The 20,758-nt window shown below is 41.6% G+C and carries 16 protein-coding genes and 6 tRNA genes; 15 read left to right on the top strand and 7 right to left on the bottom strand.

Annotated features, from left to right (window positions below):
* The first annotated feature begins 76 nt into the window (after positions 1 to 76).
* Positions 77 to 1,093 carry an AAA family ATPase gene (locus AAFH98_RS09070; protein ID WP_342522382.1) on the top strand — a complete coding sequence of 339 codons (1,017 nt, stop codon included), beginning with the start codon at positions 77 to 79 and terminating at the stop codon, positions 1,091 to 1,093.
* Positions 1,094 to 1,160: 67 nt separating this feature from the next.
* On the top strand, positions 1,161 to 1,415 hold the full coding sequence (locus tag AAFH98_RS09065) for a hypothetical protein (protein WP_342522381.1): 255 nt from the start codon (positions 1,161 to 1,163) through the stop codon (positions 1,413 to 1,415).
* A gap of 95 nt (positions 1,416 to 1,510) precedes the next feature.
* Here the strand turns inward: AAFH98_RS09065 and rpsA are convergent, their stop codons facing one another.
* Together rpsA and cmk are read right to left on the bottom strand one after the other, a co-directional pair.
* Entirely contained in the window at positions 1,511 to 3,499 is a 1,989-nt protein-coding gene (rpsA, locus tag AAFH98_RS09060; RefSeq protein ID WP_342522380.1) for a 30S ribosomal protein S1, read from the bottom strand.
* 74 nt (positions 3,500 to 3,573) lie between these two features.
* Positions 3,574 to 4,236: a (d)CMP kinase gene (gene cmk / locus AAFH98_RS09055; protein ID WP_342522379.1), complete on the bottom strand. Its 663-nt coding sequence runs from the start codon at positions 4,234 to 4,236 to the stop codon at positions 3,574 to 3,576.
* Positions 4,237 to 4,386: 150 nt separating this feature from the next.
* Between cmk and rpsT the strand changes: the two genes are divergently transcribed.
* The 3 genes from rpsT to AAFH98_RS09040 all read left to right on the top strand — a co-directional run bounded on the left by rpsT (position 4,387) and on the right by AAFH98_RS09040 (position 9,144).
* Complete coding sequence (gene rpsT, locus AAFH98_RS09050; protein WP_342522378.1) at positions 4,387 to 4,638, top strand: 30S ribosomal protein S20; 252 nt, start codon at positions 4,387 to 4,389, stop codon at positions 4,636 to 4,638.
* A gap of 11 nt (positions 4,639 to 4,649) precedes the next feature.
* Positions 4,650 to 6,173, top strand: coding sequence for a 2,3-bisphosphoglycerate-independent phosphoglycerate mutase (gene gpmI, locus AAFH98_RS09045; protein ID WP_342522377.1), 1,524 nt, complete (start codon positions 4,650 to 4,652; stop codon positions 6,171 to 6,173).
* A 349-nt stretch (positions 6,174 to 6,522) separates the two neighbouring features.
* A complete protein-coding gene (locus AAFH98_RS09040) occupies positions 6,523 to 9,144 on the top strand; it encodes an ATP-dependent Clp protease ATP-binding subunit (protein WP_342522376.1) in 2,622 nt (873 codons plus the stop codon).
* A gap of 107 nt (positions 9,145 to 9,251) precedes the next feature.
* Here the strand turns inward: AAFH98_RS09040 and AAFH98_RS09035 are convergent, their stop codons facing one another.
* Positions 9,252 to 10,298: a hypothetical protein gene (locus AAFH98_RS09035; protein WP_342522375.1), complete on the bottom strand. Its 1,047-nt coding sequence runs from the start codon at positions 10,296 to 10,298 to the stop codon at positions 9,252 to 9,254.
* A 203-nt stretch (positions 10,299 to 10,501) separates the two neighbouring features.
* On the opposite strand from AAFH98_RS09035, the gene AAFH98_RS09030 reads away from it, so the two are divergent.
* The 7 genes from AAFH98_RS09030 (at position 10,502) to AAFH98_RS09000 (ending at position 12,283) form a co-directional block, all read left to right on the top strand.
* Entirely contained in the window at positions 10,502 to 11,461 is a 960-nt protein-coding gene (locus AAFH98_RS09030; protein WP_342522374.1) for a glycosyltransferase family 2 protein, read from the top strand.
* A 64-nt stretch (positions 11,462 to 11,525) separates the two neighbouring features.
* Positions 11,526 to 11,599 (top strand) — tRNA-Pro (locus AAFH98_RS09025).
* 85 nt (positions 11,600 to 11,684) lie between these two features.
* Positions 11,685 to 11,759: transfer RNA gene (locus AAFH98_RS09020), tRNA-Arg, on the top strand.
* Positions 11,760 to 11,776: 17 nt separating this feature from the next.
* Positions 11,777 to 11,847, top strand: a tRNA-Cys gene (locus AAFH98_RS09015).
* Between the two features lie 31 nt (positions 11,848 to 11,878).
* A tRNA-Glu gene (locus tag AAFH98_RS09010) sits at positions 11,879 to 11,951 on the top strand.
* A 76-nt stretch (positions 11,952 to 12,027) separates the two neighbouring features.
* Positions 12,028 to 12,101 (top strand) — tRNA-His (locus tag AAFH98_RS09005).
* A gap of 109 nt (positions 12,102 to 12,210) precedes the next feature.
* Positions 12,211 to 12,283 (top strand) — tRNA-Glu (locus AAFH98_RS09000).
* A gap of 92 nt (positions 12,284 to 12,375) precedes the next feature.
* On the opposite strand, the gene AAFH98_RS08995 is transcribed toward AAFH98_RS09000, so the two are convergent.
* The 4 genes from AAFH98_RS08995 to AAFH98_RS08980 form a co-directional block, all read right to left on the bottom strand.
* Positions 12,376 to 12,870 carry a DinB family protein gene (locus tag AAFH98_RS08995; RefSeq protein ID WP_342522373.1) on the bottom strand — a complete coding sequence of 165 codons (495 nt, stop codon included), beginning with the start codon at positions 12,868 to 12,870 and terminating at the stop codon, positions 12,376 to 12,378.
* A 103-nt stretch (positions 12,871 to 12,973) separates the two neighbouring features.
* Positions 12,974 to 13,930, bottom strand: coding sequence for a helix-turn-helix transcriptional regulator (locus tag AAFH98_RS08990; protein ID WP_342522372.1), 957 nt, complete (start codon positions 13,928 to 13,930; stop codon positions 12,974 to 12,976).
* A gap of 40 nt (positions 13,931 to 13,970) precedes the next feature.
* Positions 13,971 to 14,792, bottom strand: a complete 822-nt coding sequence (locus AAFH98_RS08985) for a class I SAM-dependent methyltransferase (protein WP_342522371.1) — start codon at positions 14,790 to 14,792, stop codon at positions 13,971 to 13,973.
* A gap of 44 nt (positions 14,793 to 14,836) precedes the next feature.
* On the bottom strand, positions 14,837 to 15,793 hold the full coding sequence (locus AAFH98_RS08980; protein ID WP_342522370.1) for a glycosyltransferase family 2 protein: 957 nt from the start codon (positions 15,791 to 15,793) through the stop codon (positions 14,837 to 14,839).
* A gap of 88 nt (positions 15,794 to 15,881) precedes the next feature.
* On the opposite strand from AAFH98_RS08980, the gene AAFH98_RS08975 reads away from it, so the two are divergent.
* The 3 genes from AAFH98_RS08975 to AAFH98_RS08965 all read left to right on the top strand — a co-directional run bounded on the left by AAFH98_RS08975 (position 15,882) and on the right by AAFH98_RS08965 (position 20,618).
* On the top strand, positions 15,882 to 16,202 hold the full coding sequence (locus tag AAFH98_RS08975; RefSeq protein WP_342522369.1) for a MerR family transcriptional regulator: 321 nt from the start codon (positions 15,882 to 15,884) through the stop codon (positions 16,200 to 16,202).
* Positions 16,203 to 16,257: 55 nt separating this feature from the next.
* The gene (locus AAFH98_RS08970) at positions 16,258 to 17,139 is read left to right on the top strand and encodes an MBL fold metallo-hydrolase (protein WP_342522368.1); all 882 of its coding nucleotides are present in this window, start codon (positions 16,258 to 16,260) and stop codon (positions 17,137 to 17,139) included.
* Between the two features lie 125 nt (positions 17,140 to 17,264).
* The gene (locus AAFH98_RS08965) at positions 17,265 to 20,618 is read left to right on the top strand and encodes a DUF4175 family protein (protein WP_342522367.1); all 3,354 of its coding nucleotides are present in this window, start codon (positions 17,265 to 17,267) and stop codon (positions 20,616 to 20,618) included.
* Positions 20,619 to 20,758 lie beyond the last annotated feature (140 nt).

The following is a 20,758-nucleotide window of genomic DNA, read 5'->3' as shown; positions in this document are numbered from 1 at the left end:
AACTTTGTTCATTCAAAACCGAGTCTTTACCAAGGCTTATTCAAACTAAACTTCAATTTGTAATAATTATTTAGATATGAGCAACAATACCTCCTCGGTAGATTCTGTGGATATGGAAAAGTTAAGCACAGAAATTGAAGAAGCCAGTGCGTTTATTGACGATATTTATTCGGAGTTAGATAAAGTAATTGTTGGTCAGCGCTATATGATTGATCGACTTCTGATTGGCTTACTGGCAGATGGTCATGTATTGTTGGAAGGAGTGCCCGGACTTGCCAAAACACTCACCGTCTCTTCATTGGCAAAAGTTATTGATACCAAGTTTCAGCGTCTCCAGTTTACCCCCGATTTATTACCTGCGGATTTGATTGGTACATTAATTTACAATCAAAAAGAAGCAGAGTTTACAGTAAAAAAAGGACCTATTTTTGCAAATATTATCTTGGCTGATGAAATAAATCGATCGCCTGCCAAGGTACAAAGTGCCCTTTTAGAAGCTATGCAGGAACAACAAGTAACAATTGGTGAGGAGACCTTCTCCCTTGATGACCCCTTCTTAGCCCTGGCTACCCAAAATCCTGTCGAACAGGAAGGTACCTATCCCCTGCCAGAAGCACAGGTCGATCGATTTATGATGAAAATTAAAATTGATTATCCCAATGAAGAAGAAGAGCTCGAAATCATGCGGCGTATGGCTAAGACCGGAGCTAAAGAAGAGTTAAAGCCGGTGATTACTACCCAAAAAGTCTTGGAGGCTCGCAATGTAATTAACGATATCTATATTGATGAAAAGGTTGAGCAATATATTATAGATTTAGTTTTTGCCACACGAAACCCTGCAAAATATAATCTTAATGATCTTTCTGAGTTGATTAACTTCGGAGCCTCTCCCCGAGCATCTATCAACCTAAATTTAGCAGCTCGAGCACATGCCTTTATGGAACACCGGGCCTATGTTACACCCGAGGATGTTCGAATTATTGCTATGGATGTTTTACGCCATCGTATTATTCCAACATTTGAAGCCGAAGCCGAAAACATCACTTCAGAAGATATCATCGACAAAATTATGTCAACTGTTCAAGTTCCATAATGACCTCTATCAGTTATCACTTCCAAGCTTTCATGAGTGAGTAGTAATTTGAAAAATAAACGATTTTATGGACATCAATTTTGTCTCAAGAACCGATATCGATATCGCCCAAAAAAGTTCCTCAAAGTACAAGCCACTTATTGAGGCCGTTCAGCAACTAAATCCAGGTGGCAAAGCATTAGAGGTATCTTTTGAAGATAAGGCAGAACTGAACTCTATGCGAAATGTTGTTTATAGCTACAACAAAGAGACTGGCGAAAAGGTAAAAAGCAGTAAGCATCCCGAAAAAAATGTTGTCTTTTTCTTCAAGGGTGAAAAGTAATTCGCACAACTTTAAAAAAAGGATATAAAAAATAGAAAAGGCTCAGAGTTTCCTCTGAGCCTTTTCTTATAAAGTACTGTAAAAGAGCTTAGTTATTACTCTTCTTCATCAGCATCACCTTCTTCCTCTTCAACCTCTTCGGCTTTCTTTTGAAGGTTCCGAGCTGCTTTCTCTTTATCTGCCATCTCTTTTTTCAGATCGGCAAGACCAGACATTTCACCTAATGTAGGTGTACCTGTTTGAGGAGTAGACTCTTCTTTTTGCTGACTACTACTTCCACGTTTTTTCGCTTCCTTGGCCTTCTTAACATCCTGCTCACGTTCGCTGAGCGTAATGTTCTTATTGGTTTCATCCAGCTCAATAACAAACGTTTCAATAGTATCACCCTCTTCGAAGTTCTCTTCGGGGTCACCATCTGTATCTGTTTTGCTGGCCGGCAAGAATCCTTCAAGATCATAAGGCAACTTCACAAACACACCCTTTTCGGTGGTCTTGGATACTTCACCTTCAACCTTGGTAGAACCACTGTACTCTTCAGCGAATTTCTCCCATGGATTCTCTTCAATCTGCTTATGACCAAGTGTGATTCGACGATTTTCGAAATCGATCGCCAGAATAACTACTTCGATCTCCTCATCCTTGTCAATAACCTCGTTTGGATGGTTGATCTTTTCGGTCCAACTTAAGTCAGAAATGTGGATGAGTCCGTCAATACCGGGCTCGAGCTCAACAAACACACCAAAGTTGGTGAGGTTGCGAACTGTTCCCTTGTGCTTAGATCCAACGGGGTAACGCTCATCGATATCTTCCCAAGGATCTTTCTCAAGCTGCTTGACGCCAAGTGAAATTTTCTTCTCGGGCTCGTTCACATTTAGCACAACACAGTCGATGATATCATCCTTGCTGACCAACTGCGATGGGTGCTTGATATGCTGTGTCCATGACATCTCACTAATGTGGATAAGTCCTTCAACACCTTTTTCGAGCTCAATAAAGGCACCGTAATCAGCGATAGAAACAACCCGACCTTGCACCTGAATATTTTCAGGATACTTAAGATCAATTTCATCCCATGGATGCGGCTGTAGCTGCTTAAGTCCAAGAGAAACACGCTTACTTTCCTCATCAAAGTCGATAACCGCAACATTAAGTCGCTGATCGAGCGAAACGATTTCTTCGGGATGTTCAACACGTCCCCAAGAAAGATCGGTAATGTGCAAGAGACCGTCGACACCACCAAGATCGATAAACACACCGAAATCAGTAATATTTTTGACGATACCTTCAAGCACCTGACCTTCTTCGATAGATTCGAGAATTTCTTCGCGCTGTTCTTCGAGATCAGACTCAATGAGTGCACGGTGAGAAACAACCACGTTCTCAGCTGACATATTCAGCTTAACAACCTGGAATTCCATCGTCTTGCCAACATAGGCATCGAAATCGCGAACAGGTCGTACATCAATCTGTGACCCAGGCAAGAATGCGTCAATACCCATAATATCGGCAACCATACCACCTTTAATGCGGCGCTGGATCTTACCTTCAACAATTTCTCCAGTTTCAGCTGCACGTTCAATCGTCTCCCATGCATGCAGAATATCTGCTTTGCGACGAGATAAAATTAACTGACCTTCCTGGTCTTCAACCTGATCTAAAAATACATCAACTTCATCGCCGGGCTCCAGTTCCTCTACTACCTCATTAGGAAACTCATTGGTTTGCACCATCCCTTCGGATTTGAACCCGATATCAACGACAACATAATCTTCATCAACAGAAACAACACGCCCGGTGACAATTTCTTTTTCCTCAATCTCGTTGAGCGTGTCTTCATACATATCTGCAAGCTCATGAAACTCCTCATCGGTATAATCTTCCGATGCAGCCTGCAATTGTTCATATGTAAATGTTTCTTCGTCATCTAAATCGCCAGAAAATACGGCAATATCCTCTTCTTCCGGCTCTACCCTTACTTCTTCTTCGGTAGTTGTTTCTACTGCAGTTTCTTCAGTTACCTCGTCGGTAGCTGTGTCCTGCTCTTGGTTTTCGTTATTTTGTTCTTGTTTAACTTCTTCGGTCATTATTGGTTTTAGTTAAAATTACCGCATTCCAAATAGTTCGGAATGGGATTAAGTTAGTGTTATAATTAATATTCTTAGTTCTGTACTTCGATCACTTCCGAAACTTTAGAACAAATTTTATCAACTTGCTGTTCAAAAGTCACATCTGTGGTATCAAACTCAATAGCATCATCCGCTTTTTTCAGTGGATCTGCTTTACGTTTAGAATCTTTTAAATCTCGTTCTGCAATATTTTGTTTCACTTCTTCTAAAGTTATCTCCGGATTTTTTGACTTTCGCTCTTTATAACGTCGCTTTGCACGCTCTTCTAAATCCGCAGACATAAAAAACTTCAATTCTGCATCAGGAAATACTGCTGTCCCCAAGTCGCGACCTTCAGCGATATATAAACCATCAATAACTGCTTCTCGCATCAGGTTATTAACAAATGATCGTACACGCGGCAAAGCAGCCACTTCGCTTACAAATTCAGCAACCTTGGCCGTTCGCAACTCATTAGTAACAGACTGCCCATCAATTGCCACATAGAATGTCTGATCTTCGTAATAGAACGAGATCTCTTTTTGATTCAATAACTCAAAGAACACTTCCTTATCTCGATTTGCCTCTATATATATAAGGGTAACGGCTCTGTACAGCGCACCAGAATCGAGATACTCAATATTTAATCGGTCTGCCACTGCCCGGGCTGTCGAACTCTTACCCGATCCGGCCGGACCATCGATCACTATGATCATAAACGAAAGTCTCCTAACTTACCTTTAATTATGTAATTTTTCAATGATTTCTTGTTTAACACTTTCAGAAATTTTAACTTTGACGTCTTTCTGAATTGGCGCAGAAAATACAAATAAATTTGAAGAACTGATAAGAAACTCTAAAAAACTATGCCACAACATCAATCTGCAGTAAAACGAGTGCGACAAAACGAAAAACGTCGCGTTAGAAATCAGGCTAAGCGTTCTAAAATGAAGACTTTGATCAAAAAAGCGCTTGAGTCTACCGATAAAGAAGAAGCCGAAAAGCTGTTTAAAGAAACCAGCTCTTTGCTCGATAAATTAGCTGCCAAGGACTTAATCCACGAAAATTTTGCTGCGCGCAAAAAGTCCAAAATTGCTAACCACGTAAACAGCCTTTAAGCAAAAAAGTAGTGGCTAACCCATATTCCAAGGCACTTCTGATTATTTTAGACGGCTTCGGGTTAGCCCAAAATCCCGAAGTAAGTGCTATTGACAAGGCGCATAAGCCGTTTATCGATTCCCTTTTTGGGAGTAATCCCCATTCTAAACTCTCGGCCAGTGGTCATGATGTAGGGCTTCCCGACGGGCAGTTTGGCAACTCTGAGGTTGGACACCTTAATATTGGTGCGGGCCGTATCGTTCCCCAAGAACTAACGCGTGTAAATACCTCCATCGAGGATGGAAGCTTTTTTGAAAATAGAGTATTAAAGCAAGCCTTTGAAAAGGCAAAGACGAATGGGCGTATCCATATTATGGGGCTATTTTCTGATGGAGGCGTACACAGCCATAATAACCATTTATTTGCGCTTCTCGATTTTGCCCAAAAAACTGGTATTGATAATACCTATGTTCATGCTTTTACGGATGGACGCGACACTTCTCCCCACGGCGGACTTAATTACTTAAAAGAGTTTGAAAACAAAGCCGGGGAAATTGGCAGTGGAGAAATTGCATCTATCGTGGGACGCTATTATGCTATGGATCGCGATAATCGTTGGGAGCGTACAAAACTTGCGTATGATCTTTTAGTACATGGAGAAGGTGAGCAGTTCTCAAATGCTACAGAAGCTCTTCAATCATCATATAATGAAGATGTTACGGATGAGTTTGTAAAACCAAAGCTTATTAACAATTCACCCGACTCCCGAATTCAAGAAGATGATGTTATCATCTTTTATAATATTCGCGGTGACCGCGCTCGGCAAATCACCCGCGCACTAACGGAAGATAACTTCAGTGAGTTTGAAGTAGAGAAAAATCTCAACCTTCATTACGTCACCTTTACTTCGTATGATGATACCTTTGAACACGTTCAGGTAGCTTATCCACCGGTGAATTTGCACAATACACTGGGCGAAGTCGTTAGCAAACACCACTTGAAACAACTGAGAATCGCTGAAACGGAAAAATATCCTCATGTAACCTACTTTTTTAACGGTGGTGAAGAAGAGCCCTTTGAGAATGAAGAACGTATCTTAATCCCCAGTCCTAAAGTAGCAACATATGACCTTCAACCAGAAATGAGTGCTGTTGAAGTTACGGATGCTCTTTGTGCTCAGCTGATTACCGAAAAACACCATCTCGGAATTTTGAATTATGCCAATCCTGACATGGTTGGACATACCGGCGATATGGATGCTACAATAAAAGCAGTTGAAACAATTGATCAGCAGTTGCAAAAAGTAGTTGATACTGCTACGGAACATGACTACAAAATGCTCATTATTGCTGACCACGGTAATGCCGATTGTTTAAAAAATGAAGATGGGAGTCCCCACACAGCACATACTTCTGCTTTGGTTCCAGCGCTTATTGTTAATGAACCAAATGCTACAGATATGAACGATGGCATTCTTGCCGATGTAGCCCCTACCCTCCTAAAATTGATGGGAATAGAACAACCCGAAGAAATGACGGGATCACCACTATTCTAATTAGAAATCACGTTCCCTTCTTACTATTTTTAAGAACAAACGATTGAAGTATCTGATTTTATTGGTGTAGATAGAAATATGAAAATAAGAATCCCGAACCAATAAAGTAGGGGCATTTCTTAAACCATGTTTTGTGCTACACCCTTGATTTGCATAAAGCTATGTGATTTAACTACAAGAGTATTTTTTTATCATTTGTTAAGAAGTTTTTTAATATCCCGATAACTTATTCAGTTTGCTTTTGCACAACGCCAATACTACTTTCGTTAAAGAATATGAACTAAATTTTCTGTTCACTCGTTAATGCGAATGACAGATAACTTTTAATCAATTTGAAGGTTCGTTTTTTATGGAGGGCAATTTCTCAAGTAAAGTCCGAGATGTAATTCAATTTAGCCGTGAAGAAGCACTTCGCCTGGGTCACGACTATATAGGAACCGAACACTTGATTCTTGGCATTGTTCGGCTGGGCGAAGGTGTAGCAGTAAAAATTCTAAAGAATCTAAATTGTGACCTTTTCAAGCTTAAAAAAACAGTTGAAGATACCGTACGCGGCACTGGCGGATCAGTAAAAGTGGGTAATATCCCCCTAACAAAACAAGCTGAAAAAGTACTGCGTATCACCTATCTCGAAGCTAAATTGTATAAAAGTGATACCATTGGTACAGAACATTTACTACTGTCATTGTTGCGCGACGATGAGAATATTGCCGCACAAATTCTTCAACAGTTTAATGTTTCATATGATGCAGTTCGCGAAGAGTTAGATCTTATTATCTCAGGTAAATCATCTGACAAGGATCGACAAGATTCAGGTTCTGTGTCAGCAAGTTTATCATCCTCTAAAGGTGGAAGTTCAAAATCGTCTGGAAGCTCACGAGAAAAGAAAATGGAAAAATCAAAGACACCTGTACTCGACAATTTTGGCCGCGATTTAACACAGCTGGCTGAAGATGGAAAGCTCGACCCTATTATTGGTCGCGAAAAAGAGATTGAGCGTGTTGCTCAGGTCTTAAGCCGTCGCAAGAAAAACAACCCGGTATTAATTGGTGAACCAGGGGTTGGGAAAACTGCTATTGCTGAAGGATTGGCTACCCGCATTATTGAACGAAAAGTTTCGCGGGTACTATACGACAAACGCGTTGTTGCCCTGGATCTGGCTGCCCTGGTTGCAGGAACCAAATACCGCGGACAATTTGAAGAACGTATTAAAGCAGTAATGGGCGAACTGGAAAAAACTCAAAATGTAATTCTCTTTATTGATGAGCTTCACACTATTGTAGGTGCTGGCGGAGCAAGCGGCTCACTCGATGCTTCTAACATGTTAAAACCTGCTCTTGCCCGTGGCGAAGTTCAAGCGATCGGTGCTACTACGCTTAATGAATACCGTCAACACATCGAAAAAGACGGTGCTCTTGAACGCCGCTTCCAAAAAATAATGGTTGATCCGACTACGCCGGAAGAAACCACTGAAATTTTATCTCAAATTAAAGACAAGTACGAAAAGCATCACAGCGTTCGATATTCTGAAGAAGCTATCGAAGCCTGTGTGAAACTTACCGACCGCTATGTAACCGACCACTTTTTGCCAGATAAAGCGATTGATGCGCTCGACGAAGCTGGTGCTCGTGTTCACTTGTCTAATATCCACGTGCCGCAACATATCATTGACTTGGAAGAGCAAATTGAAAAAACCAGCAATGAGAAAAATGGTATGGTCAAAAAGCAGCGTTTCGAAGAAGCTGCTCGTCTACGTGATAAAGAAAAACGCTTAACGGAAGAACTTGAACAAGCCCAGAAAGAGTGGGAAAAAGAATCTGAAGAAATCGTCTACGATGTTGAGGAAGAAGACGTAGCACAGGTCGTAGGCATGATGAGTGGCGTTCCTGTTAGCAAAATTAACCAGAGTGAAAGCAAGAAACTGGTTAAGATGAAGGAAGAACTCTCCAAGCAGGTCATTGGACAAAATGAGGCTATTGTAAAACTTACAAAAGCTATCAAACGTACTCGGGCCGGACTCAAAGATCCTACCCGACCTATTGGATCGTTTATTTTCCTTGGACCAACGGGAGTCGGTAAAACAGAAATGGCTAAAGTGCTTGCTCAGTATTTGTTTGATAAAGAAGATGCACTTATCCGCATTGATATGAGTGAGTATATGGAGAAATTTTCTGTCTCTCGACTTGTAGGTGCTCCTCCAGGATATGTCGGATATGAAGAAGGTGGTATGCTTACAGAGAAAGTTCGTCGAAAGCCCTACAGTGTTGTTCTGTTAGATGAAATCGAAAAAGCACACCCTGATGTATTTAATATTTTACTGCAGGTACTTGATGATGGAATTCTAACGGATAGTCTTGGCCGTAAGGTTGACTTTCGAAATACTATCATTATCATGACATCAAATATAGGAGCACGTGACATCCGTAGCTTGGGTGAAGGTATTGGATTTTCAAGTGGAGCAAAAAGCTTCGACTATGAGAAGATGAAGTCAACCATTCAGGATGCCCTTAAAAAGGTATTTAACCCTGAGTTCCTAAACCGTATCGACGATGTTATCACCTTCCGAGCACTCGAAAAAGAAGATATATTCAAGATTATTGATATTCTTTCTGATGATCTGTTCAAACGTATTCGAGATCTCGGCTACGAAGTTGAAGTTACCAAAGGTGCTAAAGACTTCTTAAGTGATAAAGGGTTTGATCAGAAATATGGAGCTCGTCCGCTTAAGCGTGCGATACAAAAATATGTAGAGGAACCACTGGCTGAAGAACTGCTCGAATCTGAACACGAAGAAGGAGCTCAGATCAAAATTAAGATGAATAAATCTCGTGATGGCCTCCTCTTTGACTGGTCAGATACCGACGACACTACACAAATCGAAACCAGTGACGATGAAATTAAAGCTGATAAAGAAAAAGAGTCAGATAATGGCTCCGAAGACGAAAAATCAAAGTCTGAGGCTAAGGCTTAACTCTCAGCAATAAATGTCATAAAACAAAAAGCCTGACAGTGATAAGCTGTCAGGCTTTTTTTATTGCTAATTTCGATTGGAATCTAAAAAGAGAACAAATTATACCGTTAAAAGTTAGCTCGAATATTCACTCTTTTATTTGCCCCTTCTAACATAAAATTATTCGAAGCATTCCGCTTAAATTCAACGTCAATAATATCCGACATACCAAGCGCCCCGGAAAGTTGCTGACTCGCTATAGATCGCTGTTCTAAATTAATAGCTCTAAAATTAACGCTGTTCAACAGGCCTGATTGGTCAGAATAATTACCTGTTAATGCTAAAATCAAATTATCTTCAGGAAAATAATCTGCTACGATAACCGGTGATCGTAGGCTTGTTGCTCCTAAACTTTCTCCTGTCAGTGTATTATGAACCATCACGCGTCCACCGGAATAAATAGTTACCTGCTCGAGATTATTAGTAAAATTAATCCCTTTCAAATCCTCATCGGCAGAGATAGTATTTAGCTCGTTTCCATATTTATCCATAATCAGAACTTGATCACTCGTGCCATCCCGGGCCGTAATTAATGCAATGAAGCTCCCATCGTCAGAAACAGTTACATCTTTCAGGTAACGATCGCTGGAGAAATAAATATCTTTAAACTCTTCTACACCAGTCCGTACTTGCGCCTTCGAACCCAATGTCCCATCACGCTTAATTTGCGGGTTATAAAGCACCACTGTTTTTCCTGACTCATTAATTGCCACTTCAGAAATTGCCTCCCCCCCTTTACTTTGACTGCTATTAGAAACACTCGTAGTAATTTCACCAAAGGTGTCATAGAATGTAAAATTGGCAATCTTATCGCGCAGTATCGTATTACCATTACCAAGGGTATACATCCCAAAAGATGCCTCATCTGCCAACATTATGGACTCAAAATCAAAAAGCTTATTTCCCTCCGAGTCATAAAGTAATATCTCTCCCTCTTCTCCATTCCATGATAAAATACTTACAAGAGATTTATCAGAGGAAACTCCTACAGCATCATAATATTCTTCGGCACCGTTATTTAGAAAACGAACACTTTGTGAATTAAAAGAAACGTTACCTTCTTTAAGTAAAAACGTTGACGTATTATTCCCATTCGTTTCAGAATCGATAGACAAGTCAAGCGATTGACCTGCCGTTACAACTGGAAAACAGAAAATTAGAACGAATTTTAGAAACTTAGCAACCATAAATACATTATTAGCAAGATTGAAATTGAAGGCTTAAGAACGGAATTATTTATCAGAGTTTCATCTGCTATAAACCAAAATTCTATCTATTTATTTGTACATTTGGCCTATCTTAAATTTTATTCGTAGCTATGTTTTTCTCTGTCATCATTCCAGTGTATAACCGCCCTGAAGAAGTGGACGAATTGCTCCAAACGCTTACCGAGCAATCGTATCAAAACTTTGAAACATTAATTATCGAAGATGGTTCCGAAGATCGGTGTGAAGATGTTGTGAAAAGATATGAAGAACAACTCGACATCCGTTACTATTACAAAGAAAACTCGGGACAGGGTTTTAGCAGGAATTTTGGTTTCGAACGTGCGAAGGGCGACTATTTTGTTGTTTTTGATTCAGATTGCCTCATTCCACCACACTATTTCGAAACAGTCAAAGATCATCTTCAAAAACATAAGTTAGATGCTTTTGGTGGACCTGATCGTGAACACGAAAGCTTTTCACCCATTCAAAAAGCTATTAGCTATACCATGACTTCCCCTTTTACAACCGGTGGTATTCGTGGTAATAAAAACCATGCCGGCACTTTTCATCCCCGGAGCTTTAATATGGGAATATCCCGAGACGTCTATGAAGAAACAGGGGGCTATAAAATCACGCGCATGGGCGAAGATATTGAGTTTAGTATACGTATCATTAAACAGGGATTTACCACTGGATTAATTCCCAATGCCTATGTCTATCATAAACGGCGCACAAGCTTACGTAAATTTTTCAACCAGCTCCACTTCTTTGGGCGGGCACGAATAAATATCAATCGCTTTCATCCCGGAGAAATAAAATTTATCCATACCCTTCCGGCAATATTTGTACTGGGTATGATCTTCTTTTTGAGTCTCCCCTTTTGGGATATGGAATTGTTTAATATTCTCCTTATTCCGTTTTTATTCTTCTTTTCGCTCATCTTTGCACATGCATCCGTAAAAAATTCCAGCCTTTATATTGGTATACTCAGTACCGCTGCAGCATTGATTCAACTCTCTGGCTATGGAATAGGCTTTTTAAGGGAATGGTGGGACGAGCAACAAGAATAAAATTCATTTAGAATTCTGATTGATTCCAGAAGTAAAGTCCCTTATATTTGACATCTTTCTGAAACGGGGAGTAGCGCAGTCCGGTAGCGCATTCGCTTTGGGAGCGAAGGGTCGCAGGTTCAAATCCTGTCTCCCCGACAATTAGCAGTTTCAAATTACATAAATCGTATGCCGAAATTGCAACGATTGACGTATTGATTTAGTAATTTGCCTTTGAGTTAGCGCGCCCGTAGCTCAACTGGATTAGAGCAACTCCCTTCTAAGGAGTAGGTTACAGGTTCGAGTCCTGTCGGGCGTACAAGAAAAGCTTTGTAAGGCGACGTGGCCGAGTGGTCAGGCAGAGGTCTGCAAAACCTCCTACGGCGGTTCGATCCCGCCCGTCGCCTCAGAAGAAGTTGTTTGATTTACTGATTTTATGCCGCGTTCGTCTAGGGGTTTAGGACGCCGCCCTTTCACGGCGGTAGCACGGGTTCGAATCCCGTACGCGGTACTCTCGTTCTTTGTATTGATTATTTTGTTTGGTAGTAATACACTGCCTAAAATCAATATTATTGAACTACTAAATGGAGCTCGTAGCTCAGTTGGTTAGAGCGCCAGGTTGTGGCCCTGGAGGCCGTGGGTTCAAATCCCATCGGGCTCCCATTTTTTTCGGCATTAATGGTTGTAAAAAACCATACAAAAACGTATCCTTGATGCCTCATTTCAGCTTTGCTGAATAATTTTCAGCAAGGCTTTTTTACTGATTTTATGCCGCGTTCGTCTAGGGGTTTAGGACGCCGCCCTTTCACGGCGGTAGCACGGGTTCGAATCCCGTACGCGGTACTCTAAAGCCTCTACAGGTTCATCACTTGTGGAGGCTTTTATTATTTTAGAAAAAGTACCTGCCCCATTCCCCCTTTGGCAGGCACCTAATACTAAAAGCTTTGCTCATCAGCACTAGGACCATAACTACCGGGAATGGGAATATCCAACAGGCGTAGATACACACCTAATTGCGCCCGGTGGTGAGTAAGCTGATTTAATGAATGACGAATAACTTCGTGCTTAGGCATCACCATCAGCACTTGGTCACCATTGCGCATGGTCCAATCGGGCAGCAGATCGTCTTCATCAGCCTCATCCAACGCTGCGTTTGACTTTGTTACCGATTGCTCCAACAGCTCCAATAAGTCGTCGGTACTTTCCACAGGCGTGGGCTTGTAGCCGTCAGCAAAATCCAGCACATCCTTATTAAGGGCCGTTTCTATCCAACTGGGGATTTCGGCAATGTGAACGGTCAGCTCTTTCAGCGACATACTCTTTTCATGAGGTTTCCAGTCGAATTTGTCATCTGGCACAAGCTTCAAAAACTTGCGGGTTGTTTTTGCTTCCTGATCCAGTTCGGTGGTAAACAAAGGAATTAATTCCATTTTAATGCTTATTTAAGATTGAAGGTATTAATTCAATCTTAAGGTAACACCGGCTTATGACAACCCTATGTCAATGGAAGAGTAATTTTCTGTAGTAGTAAAATTAACTGCTGTGGTGTCGGTACAACTCGTTACTCAGCTCTCGTATCCGTTCTTTAAGCTGTTCAGGTTGGTGGACCGTCACCCCTTTGCCCCACATCAGCAGCCAGCGGGCAAAGTATTCAAGCGATGAGGTAAGAAAGGTCATTTTAATTCCACCATCTACTTTTTCTTCTGAGACCCAGCCTCGATAATATTTTTGGTCACCAAGATAACGAACCATCTCTTTATCAAACTGCACAGTTACTTCCTCCAGGTCTTGTTCTTCGCGCAGACTCTGTTCCGAAAACTCTTGCAGGCTATGCTCCGGTGATTCGGCCAGTTGTTCTCCGGTTTTTTTATAGCTTTCTATCCGATCAACTCGAAACATCCGGTAATCGGTACGCAGCCGACACCAAGCTGCCAGATACCAGTAGTTTCCACGAATAAGAAGGCCGAGCGGTTCCAAGTCCCGCTGGGTGTGTTGATCTTTGTAAGGCGAATAATACTCTATTGAAATAACTGTGCCATTAACTACGGCATCCTGAAGAAAGCCAAATACTCGCTTATCAATTTCAACCTGTCTTTCATCCGAATAGGTAAATGTTTTGGTATGTTGGTCTAAAGTATCGAGGTATTCCTTTTCCCGGCTTCGGAGGACGGCTCGTATTTTATCCAGGGCAGCGGAATAAGATTGACTTAGCTTGGTTTCGCTCCATTTTTCCATCAGCCGTTCCCCGGCCAACAGGGCCGCTGCTTCATCTTTATCAAACATGACCGGCGGTAAGTGATATCCCTTGACGATAAAATATCCCTTCCCTTTCTCAGATCCGATAGGAACGCCCACTTCCTGCAGCGCTCGAAGGTCACGATAAACCGTACGATTACTAATATTGTACCGGTTCGCCAGTTCATCTACAGTTACTCTCTGGCGTCCCTGAAGATAAATAATGATAGCTGTTAAACGGTCAATTCGATTCATAGCAGGAATATAATATAATTTAATTCCTGGCTAACCCAATTTACTTTCGGGCTAATGCATAAATGCCGTTTCCTACATTATTATCCACTCTCATATCAAAATACATTAATACCAAGCCCACCGGTAAGGTAAACACATAATACACCGCCATCAGTGGTAGTGCCCATAGCTTTATCTTGTTGAGCCACAGCATCGGATATTTGATCATCAGTTCCCAAGCCAAGTGCCCTTTTGAACCGTACGTATACGCCACATCTGTCACTGAAAACCCAGAGCTTTCTAATTTAGTCTTAATATCTTCCTTAGAATAACCCGATCGGGCATGCTCATCTACAAAACTTTCATCGCCGTCGGCATCTTCTTCGGAATAAATAGAGGGAGAATGCATCAGAAAATAGCCGCCCGGCTGTAAGGCTTGATGAATATTTTTCATCACCGTTGTGTCCTCCTCAATATGCTCTAACACATCTACACATATTGCAAAATCGAACTGCTCACTGTAATCAATTTGCAGGAGATCTTCTTGCTCAAACTCAACACGTCCCTCTGCAATTTCTCTTTCAAAGTACTGCCGGGAATCAGCCAGGTAATCTTTTTTCACATCAATGGCTTTTACTTGTACGTTTTGGAATTCGCGAAGTATAAAACGGTCGTATTGCCCAAAACCAGATCCGGCATCCAACAACTTCCACTTCCCCTTAGTATCCATATTGCCACCAAATCGGCGTAATATTTTCCGGATATACCAGCTCCTTAAAAAGAACAGGTCCAGCACTTTATAAAAAAGCGTTCGCAGTATTTTAGAATTGCGGATAATCTTAGCAAACCGATCTTTCACCGGATCGTAGGCAATGCGACTCATGAAAAAACTTCTTATGCTTTTATGATATTATAAGTTGTAAGCTGCTAAACCTGCTCGCGTATGTTTGGCTTTTGCTGCTTCTCATTTCGCTTTTGAATGAGTTCACCCAAAAACCCGATCGAAAATATCTGTGCTCCCAGCACCATTAACATCACCCCCAGCAAAAGCAGTGGACGATCTCCAATGGGATGACCAAAAAATATTTTGTCAATAGACAAATAGGTGTTTATAGCACCGCCTAAAATCAAAAAGAGAAAGCCGAGCGTCCCAAAAAAGTGCATGGGTCGCTGCAAGTACCGATTGACAAACAAGAGGGTCAACAGATCTAAAAAACCATGCATAAAGCGCGAAATCCCAAACTTGGTTTCTCCATATTTTCGGGGATGATGTTTGACCACTTTCTCTCCAATCCGATCATACCCTTCAAGTTTTGCCAGAAAAGGAATATATCGATGCAGCTCTCCATACAGATAAATATGGTCAATAACCTCGCGCCGATACACTTTTAGTCCACAGTTGAAGTCGTTGAGTTTGATACCTGTTACCAACGACGTCACTTTGTTAAAGAAACGGGACGGCACTGTTTTAGAAATGGGATCGTGACGTTTCTTCTTCCAACCGCTTACCAAGTGTAAATCATTTTCTTTAAGCTGCGCAACCATTTCCGGGATCTCACAAGGATCGTCCTGCAAATCGGCATCCATGGTAGCTATAAACTCACCCTGGGCCTCTTCAAAACCTGCTTGTAGCGCCGAACTCTTTCCATAGTTGCGCTGCAAGCGAATTCCCGAAACAAGCGTATTTTGCTTACTAACTTTCTTTATCTTTTCCCAAGACTGATCGGTTGACCCGTCATCAACAAAAATAATCTCATATGCATACGTTCCATCAAGCACTTCGTGGAGCTGGCTGGTCAACTCTTGGATAGATTCCTCTTCATCGAGCAAAGGAACCACGACACTAAGCTCTAAATCGGATTTGCTTATATCTTTTTCAGGCAATGTTTTTTAAATATTTTGTAGCAATGAGTTAGAAATAATCCACCAGAACATGTATAATTAGCAATAAAGATACGCTTTTAGTCTTCTTATGAAAAAACTTTATTACTCCATAGGTGAAGTCAGCGATATTACCGACGTAGAAGCGCATGTACTGCGCTATTGGGAAACGGTATTTGACGAATTGAATCCCAAGAAAAATAAAGCCGGTAATCGCGTTTACAAAGAAAATGATATTGAGACAATTTTAAAACTCAAGGAGCTAATTCAAGAGAAAAAATACAGCACGGAGGGTGCTCAACAGGTCTTGGCAGAAGGCGGAGAGGAAGACTCCGAGAAAATTCCTGTAAGTGTTAAGAAAGATTTGAAAGAAATTCGCCTCTTTCTTAATAAACTCTTAGAAAAACTATAGGCTCTGCTGCCCGGCAAAACTGAATTTTAATACTCTAACATCAGTAATTACGACAATGAAGCTATCCCAAACGACTATTGGACCATTTACCTTGTATAGCATCGAAGCCGGCAGATTTCGCCTCGATGGCGGTGCTATGTTTGGTGTAGTACCTAAAACGCTGTGGGGACGACAAATGGATGTTGATGACAAAAACCGGATCCACATGGCCATGCGTTGCCTGCTTATTGAGTCTCACAACACTGGCAAACTTTACTTAGTCGATAATGGCTCGGGCACCAAATTTGACGAAAAGTTTGAGAATATTTATCAGCTGGATTATTCCGACTACGATTTGCTGAGCTCTCTCGAAGAACATGGATTTAGTCCCGAGGATATTACCGACATCATTTTTTCTCACCTCCATTTCGACCATTGTGGCGGCACTACGTATTATGATGACGATGGGAACCTGCGGCACACTTTCCCCAATGCCACCTATCATGTGACTGAGAAGCAACTTGAAACGGCTACCAATCCCAATGCACGGGAGAAGGCAAGCTTTTTGGCCGATAATATCGATCCCATTAAAAACTGGGATAAGCTAAATATTGTTGGTCCCAATCATCAGTACGAAGAAGGCTTGGACGCCCTGCCGGTTAACGGACATACATTGGGCCAACAACTACCAAGAATTACAGGAGATGAAAAAGCTATTGTTTTTGCTGCTGACCTTATTCCAACCCATGTACATCTTCCCCTGCCCTGGGTGATGGGTTACGACATGTATCCCGTAACCACACTCGAAGAAAAAGAGAACTATTTAGATCAGGCTGTTGAAAATAACTGGCACCTCTTTTTGGAACACGATGCTGACCAGGAAATGGTAACAGTTAAGAAAGAAAAGGGGAAGTTTTCTGTTGACCAAAAGCTAACGTTATCGCAGCTAACTAATTAGGCTTATAATAACTCATTCCTTGTTTACAAATACTTTAACAACTACAGTGTTGGAGTATCCAATATTTTCACTTATTTAAACGTATTATAATGTTCGTGTCCGTATAGTCGTTTAATTTTTTTCCAATGAGTCTCGATCCATCAACAGAAAAACTCATTCAACCTTTTCTCGATGCTGTCCATACTACACATCAGAGGTTGACACGAAATTATTACTTGGCCATTGTTGCCATCATTATTGCTATTCTCATTTTCGGCTTTGCCTTACTCGGCTTGGTTGAAACAGGCTACTATCTATCATCAAGTGTAAAAACAATTGGACTGCTATCCGTTATTGTCGCCGCTATTTCGGCCGGAGTTTACACCTATTCCCACTATTCCTCTCCTACCTTTAGGCATTTATATCAACAATTTAGCAGACAGAAAAACCGCTCTCAACTGGCTGATGCTTTTGACCTTCATCTTGAAAACAATCGGAATAATTCACTGAAAGAAGCAGCCATAAAACAGAACATCTCCAAGCTCAACCCTCGCAAAATACATGAAGAGCTTCGCGACTTTTCCGATAGTCATCCGCTAAAAAAATTATACAGAAAAGCTCTTGGGGTTGTACTATTCGGGATGGGGACACTGGTTCTATTCATCTTTTCTAATCCCATGGCTACCGAACGCTTAGCTACCTTTTGGGCAACGTTCAATCCCCCAAACCCCTATAATTTCGTAGTAGAACCCGGATCAGTTACCGTTGAACAAGGCGAATCTTTTGCCCCCACTATCCGATTTACAGATGAAGTTCCAAATGACATCTCACTTTCCTTTAAGTCAAATATTGAAAACCAATACCGCGAACGTCGTCCCGAATCTGTCGATGATGCTGCAGCCTCATTTACGCCCATTTCCATATCCACCAACGGCACCTACTATCTTACGATGGATGGATTTAAATCGGAAGCCTATGAAATCAATGTCCAGTTACGTCCCCGGTTCGAAAGTTTGACGTTCAATGTTATTCCACCAGACTATACCCAACTCGATTCTACAACCTACTCCTACCCTCTCTCAAAAGTGCAAGCCTACCAGGGATCAACGATTGAGATTACGGGCGTTCCCAACAAGTCGTTATCCGAGCTGTTATACATTAGCTCAAATTTAGACGATACGCTGGAAGTCTATCAAGATACCACCCAGGCTAATCGATATACGATTAAAACGAAAGTTGAAGCCCTTGATACGCTCTCTTTTCGGATGCAGGACGAGACCAATCTGACGAATAAAAATAATTTCCAGGTTGTTATTGATCCCCGAACCGATCAACCTCCTTTTGTAGATCTTATTGCTCCCACCGAAAATATTACGATGCAAAATCCCGAACCCGTTAATATTGAATATGAAGCAGGTGATGACTTTGGACTTACCCGGGCAGAGCTTCACTACGAGCATCAGCGGGCCTTTACTTCTGAACCCGAAATAGGCTCGATAGAGCTACAAACTCCATCCATCAATGACCAACAATCCTACACTTGGCAACTATCTGAATTAAATCCTAAAGCCCGAGACCAGATCACCTACTGGGTAAGAGTTTACGATAATGATCGCTACAGCGGAGCCAAGAAAGGGGAATCACAAAAAATGGATATTACCTTTCCCTCTGCAACGGAATATATGGATGAGCTGGATTCACGGGAACGAGAGGTTTCGGAATCGTTAGAGGATGTTTCAAAATCGTTCGACCAAATGCAGCAGGAATATGATGAGTTCAGAAAAAAGCTGCAGCAAAATCCGGAAACTGATTGGGAACAAAAACAACAACTTGAAGATGTTGAACGCGAGCGGCAGGAAATTGATAAAAAGGTTGACGACCTGAATAAAAAGTTTGAGCAAATCAAAAAGGACATCGAACAAAATCAGTCGTTATCTCCCGAAACGATGGAATCTTATGATGAACTGCAAAAACTAATGAAAGAGATTAACGATCCAGAGCTTGAAAAAGCGCTGGATGAGCTGCGAAATTCATTGGGAGAAATGAGTCCGGATGAAATGCGCGAAGCCCTGCAGAATTATGAATTTAATGAAGAGCAATACCGGCAACGCATTAACCGTACACTTAATCTCTTTAAGTCGCTGAAACTGAATAGCGACCTGGAGAAAGCAGCCCGTTCCCTGGAAGATTTAGCAGAACAAGAAAAAACGCTGAGTGAGTCAAATGCTCCATCAAAAGAAGAAATTAGCCAGCAAAAAGCTATTGAAAATGACCTCTCTGACTTGGAAGAGCAGTTGCAAGAGATTAATGAAAATGCGCCAGACAAAGCTAAATCGAAAATCAATGAGCTACAAGAACAGAGCCAACAGCAGTTAAAAGAGATCAAAAAACAACTGCAAGAAAATATTGATAAGTTGCAGCAGGAATCGCCCGATAGTGGCTCTGAAATCAATGAGCAGCAACAGCAAATCCGACAACAGCTTGAGCAACAAGCACAACAGATGCGGGCCGCTAAACAGCAACTCAATCAACAACAGCGCAATGTCAATATCACTGCCCTCGAATACGTGTTACATTCGTTGCTTAATCTCTCCTTGAATCAAGAAAAGTTAACAAAAGAAACGGAAGAGCTTCCTCCGCGAAGTAATGCATTTGTCGGTAAAGCGCAACGAGAGCGTAATATTTCTGATCAATTTCGGATGCTTTCTGATTCTCTTTACAAGGTTTCGTCCGAAATACCCAGCTTTTCAAATCAAATCAATAAAAAGAAAGCAGAAATTGAAGGACACCTCAACCGTTCGGTAGAAATGCTGGCAGAGCGTGACCGTTCGAATGCTACCTCGGCACAACGGCAATCACTTGGCGGGCTTAACAAGCTGGCTACTATGGTAGCTTCACTATTGGATCAGCTTAATAACCAACAAGGTGGTGGTTCGGGGGGCGCCATGAGCATGCAGCAACTGATGGAGCAGATCAAAAAAATGTCGGGGGAGCAGCAGCAAATCAATCAACAGATTCAGGAGATGATTAATGACATGCAGGGCAATCGGTTGTCGCAAGATCAGATGGAACGGCTTAATCAGCTGTCGAAACAGCAAAATCGTATCCGGAAACAAATGCGCGAACTGCAGCGACGTGGTGAGTTGGAGCCGGGTGACCGTGTGTTAAGCGAACTGGAACGAATGTCGGAACAGATGGAAGATGCAATTAATGATTTGCGCGGCGGACAACTTGATGAAAGTATGGTACAGCGACAAGAAAATATTCTATCCCGCATGCTTAACGCTGAAAAAGCTATTCAGGAACGCGGAAAAGAAGAACGCCGCGAGGCTACCACGGCCGAAGAACGAGAGAAACAGGCATCACCTGATGTAACACTTGAGGAACTCCAGAAACAAGTCCGTAAAATGATTAATGACCCTGATTACACCAAGTTTACTGAGGATTATCAACGGCTTATTGAACAGTATTTTGAACTGCTACAGGAATACGACAATTGAAAAATTGTCTCTTTCTCATTCCATTGCTCTGCTATGGGATGTGTCTCATCCCCCTATTCGTTTACCTTTCACCTTTTTTTGCCTCTCCACCATGTTACGTTCGAAATGACAAATTCCTATGTCATATCACAGAGATTTAG

The sequence above is a fragment of the Fodinibius sp. Rm-B-1B1-1 genome, assembly GCF_038594945.1.
In the GTDB taxonomy this organism is placed as follows: domain Bacteria; phylum Bacteroidota; class Rhodothermia; order Balneolales; family Balneolaceae; genus Fodinibius; species Fodinibius alkaliphilus.
The sequence above is the reverse complement of the archived record's forward strand: the minus strand, read 5'-3'. Positions and strand labels throughout refer to the sequence as shown.